We start from the raw sequence: 7,875 nt of genomic DNA on the forward strand, positions 1-7,875 counted from the left end.
AGACTCTGCTATAATCTGCGGCTCTCGGAGAGATGGATGAGCGGTTTAAGTCGCACGCCTGGAAAGCGTGTATAGGTTAACAGCCTATCGGGGGTTCGAATCCCCCTCTCTCCGCCAGTCAAGCTTCTCAGGCGTTCTCGCGGGTTCTCAGGAAATCTCGCTCGGCCTTATTTGGCGGGCAAGTTGGGCATAGCGTGCGAGTTCGATGGCGACGCGCAGGAGCCGGCCTATGCTGCGGCCGAGTGCACACGATCGGCGAAGCGCGACTCGCTCGCAGGACAGACGGCGTACTGGATTTCGGTGCCAAGCTCATCACCTACAGCGACGCGCCCGGTCGTCGCGACGTAAGCCTGACGCTCGACCTCGAACCGATCAGCAGCGATCGCGGGCCGACCATTCGTGCATGCTTCGCTTGAACGCGAAAGACGGCGAAGCGGTCGCAGGCCACATCAGGCAGTGCATGAGTTCGCGTGAAACCGTCGCGGCGGCCGGCCGTCGGTGCGGACCGTTCGCTTTTTCTGCGCCGCCGAGCCGCTGTGAATGCGCTTTTATTAAACCAAATCGAGTCGCGCACCCAACTCGACGACGCGGTTGGGCGGCAAGGCCAAGTGTGCTGTTGCGGCCAGCTCGTTTTTTCGCAGCAGCGCAAACAAGGTCAGCAGTATGCGCCGTCCCGGCCGCGTCTTCGTCTGTACCGTGAGCGATTCGCGCCCAAGGTAGAACGTGGTCGCCATTGCCTCGTATACCCCAAGCGTGCCGCCAAAGGAGGCTTGTAAGGCGTAGAGAGGGCTGGTGCCCAGATCGCCAAATACAATGCCGAGCGCGGCGAGCGCCAGCGCTATCGTTCCATCGCGATTACTTGTGGGCTCTGAAGCCTGCAAAGCACGGACATTGTTCATCAGTCGCTTATGTGGATGGCGGATGGCAATATCAACGAATCATTGCCACGGGCTTGGAAGAGCGTCGCCATAGCCTGGCGAACGTGCTCCACCGACGAAAGAAACCGAGGCTCGCGCCGTCGAGCACCACGATGTCCGCCTGATCGTTCGTCGCGTGTTCGGCGATCATGCGCTCTCGCGGCCCGAATACGCGCTTGAACGTATAGGGCACCCGGCATCGTCGAGAATGGCCCGCGTGCGGATCAGCGCTTCGAGCATCGATCGCTTCTCACGGCGGCGCAGCTCGCTGCGCGAATGGAACGCGGCGGCACGCCCTTGATCCGCCTGCTCCAGCACTTCGATCAATTCCACCGCGGACACGCATCGATCTGCGAATAGAGACGCGGCATATCGTGCGGCTTCCGGGGCGCCCCCGCGGCACGGTATCGGAATCATCAACTTTAGCAATTGCCCACCTCGACGCGTCATTGCTCGCACCATCATCTCATCATGGCGCGCATCAAGATGTCGAAAAACTATGGCGTCGCCCCGCAAAAATGTCGTAAAAACCCACTCGAACATCTCAGTCTTGATCGCGTGACGATTCGCGCAAGGGGCGGGTGGCGGGAGAGCCGCGACTGTTGCGTGTTTGGCGGTTGCCGCATCTACCTCTATCATTTGCTGTCTCGAGGGAGCCTGCGGCAAGCCGGTGTCCTGGTGCGCTGCCGGCGCCCCCTCACATCTAAAGGAGTCGCGAGCCTATGTCAGCGTCTGCGAGCGTGTTTTCACGATCGTTCTTTCACGGAACGCGTGCGGATCTGAAACCAGGAAGCCTGATTGTCGTCGGCCATCCGTCCAACTTCACCGAAGCTGAGCCGCTATCCTGGGTATATTTCTCCGGTACGTTGGATACCGCGATCTGGGGCGCTGAACTCGCCGCCGGCAGTGGGAAAGAGCGAATTTATGCCGTCGAGCCGACTGGGCCGATCGAGGACGATCCCAACCTAACGGACAAGAAGTTTCCGGGTAATCCGACTTTGTCCTACCGCTCCCGTGATCCGCTTCGAGTCATTGCCGAAGTGACGGGCTGGCAAGGGCATCCACCCGAACGGCTACAGCAAATGAAGGACGGTGTCGCCCGTTCGAGGGCCGAGGGCGCCGAAATCATCGACTAGTTATTCCGCCAGAATCGGCCCATCCAAGCGCTGGCGGCATGCGCCTTGGCGCGTTGTCGTATGCGCTGACGCGTTATTCGGACGCTTTCATGCCGCCGGCGCCATGGTGCATCCCATTCGCGCCATGCCCAGCCATCGCGTCGTGACCATGGTCGGACAATTGCGCGTCGAACCACTGATGCAGCGCGTTGACCAACCCAGGCTGATCCGTCCGATAGGCAATTTCGCCCCCATTGGGCAGATCGCGGTAAGCGATCGACAGCTCCCCCGGCTTGGCCGCGCGCAGTGCATCGAGACCCGGCATGGTCTTCCCGTGGATATGCTCCGGGCCTTCGAAGTCGCCGGAAGCGAATTGCTGAGCGATCATCGCCAAATGCTCGCGAATCAATGCAGCTTGTTTGGGGTCGTTTCGCTTCGTCACGACTTGCTGGATGCCGCCGTCAGCAGTCTTGGTGAAGACGTGAGTTGTCGCCGCCAGGGAGAACGGCATGACATCGGCCCCTCGTTGCGCAACTTCCTTTTGGCGGGCTCCGCTTTCGGCAGCGACGGGTGAAGCAAAGAGGCCCGCGGCAAGCGAGGCGGCGAGCAGAAGTGTAGCTGTGCGTGCCATGAACGTTTCCAGTATCGAACGCAGCCGTAGTCTGACGATGCCAACGACCACGCACTGTGACCTCGATAATATCCCACTGGTCTCCCGGTTAGCGCCCATGACGCGAACAGACGGAACGACGCCCGCCGAGAACGCTTGATTTATTCCATATTTCGAATATTATCGAAGTATGGAAACGAAACAGGTGGTTCGCGCCTTGAGCGCGTTGGCGCAAGAATCGAGGCTCGCTGTCTACCGTCTGCTTGTTCAGGCCGGTCCCGGTGGGATGCCCGCCGGCCAAATTGCCGAGCAGCTTGGGATTGCCCCGTCCTCTCTGTCTTTCCACATGAAAGAGCTCGCACACGCCGAGCTTGTGACGGTCCTGCACCAGGGCCGCTTCATGATCTATTCAGCGAATTACTCGGAGATGAACGCGCTGCTGGGGTTCCTGACCGAGAATTGCTGTGGCGGCAATCCATGTACCCCGGTGCGCGGCCGGGCCCGCAAGAAACTTCCGGAGGAACAGTCGTGAAATGTCTGCATCCGCGTTTGGCGGTGGAGGATCTATTGAAGTGCTCGATCACGCGATGACTAAAACCGTCCTCGTGCTCTGCACCGGCAACTCATGCCGTTCCCAGATGGGCCAGGCCATCCTCAACCACGAACTGGCCGGCCAGGTCAGAGCGATTTCGGCGGGGACGTCGCCCCAGCCGCATGTGGCCGATGGTGCGATCGAGGCGCTGAAATTGATTGGTCTGCAGACCGAGAACCTCTTTCCCAAAACCGTAGAAGCGGTGATGGATGAACCCATCGACCTGGTCGTGAGCGTGTGCGACAACGCAAAGGATAGCTGTCCCATCTTTCCTCGTCCGGTCAAACGGATTCATGTCGGCTTTCATGACCCACACGGCGAATCGCTCGATAGTTTCATTGCCGTCCGAGACGACATCCGCGCCCGCTTAGTGCCGGCGGTTCGTGAAGCGCTAGGGTTGTGAGGCGAGCGATGTCCGTCCAATGCGAAACGAGCGGCAAGCGAGCCGCTAAAGTGCCGATGAGCTTCTTCGAGCGTTACCTATCGGTGTGGGTGCTAATCTGTATCGCTGCAGGCATCGCGGCTGGCCAAGCTGCGCCGAGCGCGGTCCGCGCCATCGGCAAAATCGAGGTAGCGCAGGTCAATCTACCGGTCGGGCTACTGATTTGGGTGATGATTATCCCGATGCTCGTGAAGGTGGATTTCGGCGCGCTGCATGAAATCAAGGAGCACGTGCGCGGCATCGGCGTAACGTTGTTCGTCAACTGGCTGGTGAAGCCGTTTTCGATGACGTTTCTCGGATGGCTGTTCGTCCGCCATGTGTTTGCCCCTTTGCTGCCTGCCAATCAGCTCGACAGTTATGTCGCCGGCCTCATTTTGCTGGCCGCCGCGCCCTGTACCGCGATGGTGTTCGTCTGGAGCAAGCTGTCCAATGGCGACCCGTTGTTCACGCTGTCGCAGGTAGCGCTGAACGATACGATCATGGTGTTCGCGTTTGCGCCGCTGGTGGGCATGTTGCTGGGTGTGTCTGCGATTACGGTGCCTTGGGCGACACTCGTGACATCGGTCGTGCTGTATATCGCGATTCCGGTGGCGATCGCTCAGCTTTGGCGACGAATGCTGTTATCGCAGGGGCAGGCGGCCTTCGATGCTGCAATGACGAAGATCGGTCCGTGGTCGATCTCGGCACTGTTGGGTACTTTGGTGTTGTTGTTCGCCTTTCAGGGCGATGCCATTCTCAGGCAGCCGTTGGTCATCGCGTTGCTTGCGGTACCCATTCTGATTCAGGTGCTCTGCAATTCCGCGCTGGCCTACTGGCTCAATCGCACTGTCGGCGAAAAGCACAACGTGGCTTGCCCGTCGGCATTGATCGGCGCGTCCAATTTCTTCGAACTTGCTGTGGCGGCTGCCATCAGTTTGTTCGGCTTCGAGTCCGGGGCCGCGTTGGCTACGGTAGTGGGCGTCTTGATCGAAGTGCCGGTGATGCTGCTGGTCGTTAAGATCGTCAACACATCGAAGGATTGGTATGAACAGGGCTGACTGCGCCATTCGCCCGGCCACCGTCGCAGATTTCGAAGGTGTCCAAGCGTTGTTGGCGGCGTGCGGGCTGCCTTTTAGCGACTTGACTGCCGAAAGTCTGGATGGCTTTCTCGTGGCGATAGGGGACGATGAGATCGTCGGGGTTGCCGGGCTCCAGCACGTCGGCGATACGGCTCTGCTGCGTTCGGTCGCCGTCCAGCCGGGGCTGCGTGGATCGGGGCTCGGTTCTCGTCTAGTCGACGCCGCGCTTGCGCTAGCGCAAGCGCGATCTATCCGCGCGCTGTACCTTATTCCCAATGACGAAACGGCGCACGGATTCTTTGCGCGGCGTGGATTCACGGGCATCGAGCGCAGCAGTGTTCCCTCGGCGATACGCAGTCTGCCGGAATTCACGCATCTCTGCCCGCAGACACATCCTTGTTTAGGGAGATCCTTGGACACCGGCAGTTCACCGGATAAGGTTTGAACAGTCCGGATGACATGCTCGAACTCTGATCGCTCGCACCCGTTGTCGGTGCCCGGTGCCCGAGGCCGTAAAGGGGATTCACGTTAGCAGACGGGACCGTCGCTTATGGCTGCTCAGATTGACGTTGTCGTGATCGGCGGCGGGCAGGCTGGGCTCGCTACCTCATACTTCCTGCGCCGCGCGGCGATCGACTATGTGGTCTTGGATGATCAAAGCGCGCCCGGAGGCGCATGGCGGCACGCATGGGACTCACTGCATCTGTTCTCGCCGGCACAATGGAGTTCACTGCCTGGCTGGCTCATGCCTGCATCGCAGGACGGGTACCCATCGCGCAATGAAGTCATCGAATATCTGACGAAGTACGAGGAACGCTACCAATTTCCCGTGCGCCGGCCGGTACGTGTCCGATCGGTCTCGCGGCTCGCGGACGGGCTGCTCATCACGACCGATCGCGGAGAATGGTTAGCCCAGGCAGTGGTTAGCGCAACCGGAACTTGGAGCGCGCCCTACATCCCGGCATATCCCGGACTTGAGCTTTTTCGCGGTCGTCAGAGCCACTCGGCGCAGTATCGAAGCCCAGACGAGTTCCGCGGAAAGCGCGCGCTCGTGGTCGGCGGCGGCAACTCGGGCGCACAGATCCTGGCGGAGATATCGAAGGAGTGCAACGCAACATGGGTGACGATGCACGAACCCGTGTTTCTGCCGGACGACATCGATGGTCAAGTGCTGTTCGAACGCGCGACGGCCAGATGGAAGGCGCTGCGTGATGGGCTAACGCCGGCTGTTCCGGTAGGCGGCTTGGGTGACATCGTGATGGTGCCGCCCGTACGGGAGGCGCGTAAGAGCGGTGTTTTGAAAGCACGGCGCCCGTTTAGTCGCTTCGATGCAGACGGCGTCGTATGGAGCGACGGCGTCCATTCCCGCGTGGATGCTGTGATCTGGTGCACGGGATTTCGTCCCGCGCTCGACCATCTTGCCCCGCTGCAAATCGGAAATGTTGATGGCGTGCCGAGAACCGACGGGACGCGAGCTAGGGACGAGGCTCGATTGTGGTTCGTGGGCTACGGCGAGTGGTGCGGCACCGCGTCGGCAACCCTGATTGGCGTGATGCGCGGCGCCCGCGATACGGCGCGGGAAATCGCGCAATTTCTCCGGGCGGCTGGTGCCCGGGGCGTCCGAACATTGCCCGGACCCGGGAAATCAGATTCGTAAGCGCGGGAGCGAAGAAGAACCTCTCTGCCAGGGCCTATCTGAAGGTCACAGCATCTCCAGCGCGAGCGCGATGCCCTGCCCAATTCCCGCAGGCAGGGCATCCCGATGCGAGGGTTCCAATGATCGTCCTGTATTTCTTAACCCTCGAATGCGGTGACGCCAATTGGCTAACATCGTCTTCAGCGTCGACTACGCTTCCAGCAGATTAAGCATGATGTGGGTCGGAGGTACGTGCATCCAATTTCTTCGAACTTGCTGTGGCGGCTGCCATCAGTTTGTTCGGCATAGGCCTCGCCGGACTGCGCAAAGAGATGCCGCGTTTCGTCTCTCTACTTGCTCCAGAGTACCGCGTGAACATTCCCGCTGGAGGTGAGCGCGTCTCCTACCACGTCTCCCTTCTCGTTGATCCCCAGCGCTTCGCTGAAGACGCCGCCAGGCAGCGTGCCGAGGTCCGTCATCACGCCGTCTGAATACAAGAAAGCATGGTTGGCTGGCCCGGCGTTGTCCGCCACCCCGACCACATCGCCTCTTTCGTTGATGCCCATGGCGACGCTGTAGGTGCCACCTGGGAGTGTGCCAAGATCGACCATCTGCCCTTGGCGATACAAAAACGCGTGCTCGGCCCCGCCGGCGTTGTCGGCGTAGCCGACAATCTCGCCCTTGTTGTTCGTCGCCAGGGCTTGGCTGAATGTCCCGCCGGGAAGCGTCCCGAGGTCGGTCATCACGCCGTTGTCATAAGAAAACGCGTGCGTGGTGTACGGTGCTCCGATCACGACGCTCGAGTAGCCGACGACGCGTCCCCGGTTGTCGATTGCCGTGGCTTCGCTCGTGTCACCGCCAGGAAGCGTGCCAAGATCGCGCATTACACCGTTGTCCAGTAAAAAGGCATGGGGCGAGCCGGTGGCGGGATCGGCGACGCCCACGACCTGGCTGCGATTATTGATCCCGAGCGCTTGGCTGCCGAGGCCTCCGGCAAGCGTGCCGAGGTCCGTCATTACCCCTTTGTCGTAAATGAAAGCATGGCGGGGGCCCGCTAGCCCGCGCAGAGTCGAAAAGCCGACGATTTGGCCGCGTTCGTTGATCGACGACGCTTGGCTGACGGTACCGCCAGGAAGGGCGCCGAGATCGGTCATCACGCCTTTGCGGAGCACGAACGCGTGAAATTGGCGATGAGGTGGGCTGAATGGGACGACCGCGGTTGCTGTGATCGAATAGTTCGAATAGCCGACCACTTCGCCGCGATTGTTGATGGCCGTAGCGTAGCTATTGGGCCCGCCGGGCAAGGTGCCGAGATCATGGATGGTGAGTCTTTCGGCGGTAGCCGGTGTCGATGCGGCTGCCGCCGACACGGCAAAAGCGATGAGCGTGTGGACGACATGGCGCTGTACCGATTGCGGGCGCAGTGTCGTTTTGGCGGGCGTGGAATCGGGCAAGCCGACGTATGCCGCGAATCGCGAGCGAGCAGTCATTTTTTGCTCCTTGAT

General features: G+C 60.6%; 12 protein-coding genes and 1 tRNA gene. 8 read left to right on the forward strand and 5 right to left on the reverse strand.

The window, feature by feature from the left end:
• Positions 1-26: 26 nt before the first annotated feature.
• Together ACTHNR_RS09020 and ACTHNR_RS09025 are read left to right on the forward strand one after the other, a co-directional pair.
• Positions 27-117: transfer RNA gene (locus ACTHNR_RS09020), tRNA-Ser, on the forward strand.
• Between the two features lie 125 nt (positions 118-242).
• Complete coding sequence (locus ACTHNR_RS09025; RefSeq protein WP_440547238.1) at positions 243-416, forward strand: hypothetical protein; 174 nt, start codon at positions 243-245, stop codon at positions 414-416.
• 135 nt (positions 417-551) lie between these two features.
• On the opposite strand, the gene ACTHNR_RS09030 is transcribed toward ACTHNR_RS09025, so the two are convergent.
• From ACTHNR_RS09030 to ACTHNR_RS09040, 3 genes are read right to left on the reverse strand one after another with little or no spacing between them, the layout of a single operon-like run.
• A complete protein-coding gene (locus ACTHNR_RS09030) occupies positions 552-899 on the reverse strand; it encodes a KUP/HAK/KT family potassium transporter (protein ID WP_440547239.1) in 348 nt (115 codons plus the stop codon).
• Between the two features lie 31 nt (positions 900-930).
• A complete protein-coding gene (locus ACTHNR_RS09035) occupies positions 931-1,068 on the reverse strand; it encodes a hypothetical protein (RefSeq protein ID WP_440547240.1) in 138 nt (45 codons plus the stop codon).
• Complete coding sequence (locus ACTHNR_RS09040) at positions 1,065-1,250, reverse strand: hypothetical protein (RefSeq protein WP_440547241.1); 186 nt, start codon at positions 1,248-1,250, stop codon at positions 1,065-1,067. Before ACTHNR_RS09040 ends, ACTHNR_RS09035 begins: the two co-directional genes overlap by 4 nt.
• A 389-nt stretch (positions 1,251-1,639) precedes the next feature.
• On the opposite strand from ACTHNR_RS09040, the gene arr reads away from it, so the two are divergent.
• Complete coding sequence (gene arr, locus ACTHNR_RS09045; protein WP_440547242.1) at positions 1,640-2,053, forward strand: NAD(+)--rifampin ADP-ribosyltransferase; 414 nt, start codon at positions 1,640-1,642, stop codon at positions 2,051-2,053.
• Between the two features lie 73 nt (positions 2,054-2,126).
• Here arr and ACTHNR_RS09050 read toward each other — a convergent pair whose 3' ends face one another.
• Positions 2,127-2,663, reverse strand: coding sequence for an aspartate carbamoyltransferase (locus ACTHNR_RS09050; protein WP_440547243.1), 537 nt, complete (start codon positions 2,661-2,663; stop codon positions 2,127-2,129).
• A gap of 169 nt (positions 2,664-2,832) precedes the next feature.
• Between ACTHNR_RS09050 and ACTHNR_RS09055 the strand changes: the two genes are divergently transcribed.
• The 5 genes from ACTHNR_RS09055 to ACTHNR_RS09075 all read left to right on the forward strand — a co-directional run bounded on the left by ACTHNR_RS09055 (position 2,833) and on the right by ACTHNR_RS09075 (position 6,391).
• The gene (locus ACTHNR_RS09055) at positions 2,833-3,174 is read left to right on the forward strand and encodes an ArsR/SmtB family transcription factor (RefSeq protein WP_440547244.1); all 342 of its coding nucleotides are present in this window, start codon (positions 2,833-2,835) and stop codon (positions 3,172-3,174) included.
• Between the two features lies 1 nt (position 3,175).
• The gene (locus ACTHNR_RS09060; RefSeq protein WP_440547245.1) at positions 3,176-3,637 is read left to right on the forward strand and encodes an arsenate reductase ArsC; all 462 of its coding nucleotides are present in this window, start codon (positions 3,176-3,178) and stop codon (positions 3,635-3,637) included.
• A gap of 8 nt (positions 3,638-3,645) precedes the next feature.
• Positions 3,646-4,713, forward strand: a complete 1,068-nt coding sequence (gene arsB / locus ACTHNR_RS09065; RefSeq protein ID WP_440547246.1) for an ACR3 family arsenite efflux transporter — start codon at positions 3,646-3,648, stop codon at positions 4,711-4,713.
• Complete coding sequence (gene arsN2 / locus ACTHNR_RS09070) at positions 4,700-5,179, forward strand: arsenic resistance N-acetyltransferase ArsN2 (RefSeq protein WP_440547247.1); 480 nt, start codon at positions 4,700-4,702, stop codon at positions 5,177-5,179. The genes arsB and arsN2 overlap by 14 nt, the downstream gene beginning before the upstream one ends.
• Positions 5,180-5,284: 105 nt before the next feature.
• Positions 5,285-6,391 (forward strand): ArsO family NAD(P)H-dependent flavin-containing monooxygenase, encoded by a 1,107-nt coding sequence (locus ACTHNR_RS09075; RefSeq protein WP_440547248.1) that lies wholly within the window; start codon positions 5,285-5,287, stop codon positions 6,389-6,391.
• A 329-nt stretch (positions 6,392-6,720) separates the two neighbouring features.
• On the opposite strand, the gene ACTHNR_RS09080 is transcribed toward ACTHNR_RS09075, so the two are convergent.
• Positions 6,721-7,875 (reverse strand): DUF3466 family protein (locus ACTHNR_RS09080; protein ID WP_440547249.1); only part of this gene is annotated, 1,155 nt, incomplete at its 5' end.

Origin of the sequence: Trinickia sp. (assembly GCF_051954495.1) — a bacterium.
In the GTDB taxonomy this organism is placed as follows: domain Bacteria; phylum Pseudomonadota; class Gammaproteobacteria; order Burkholderiales; family Burkholderiaceae; genus Trinickia.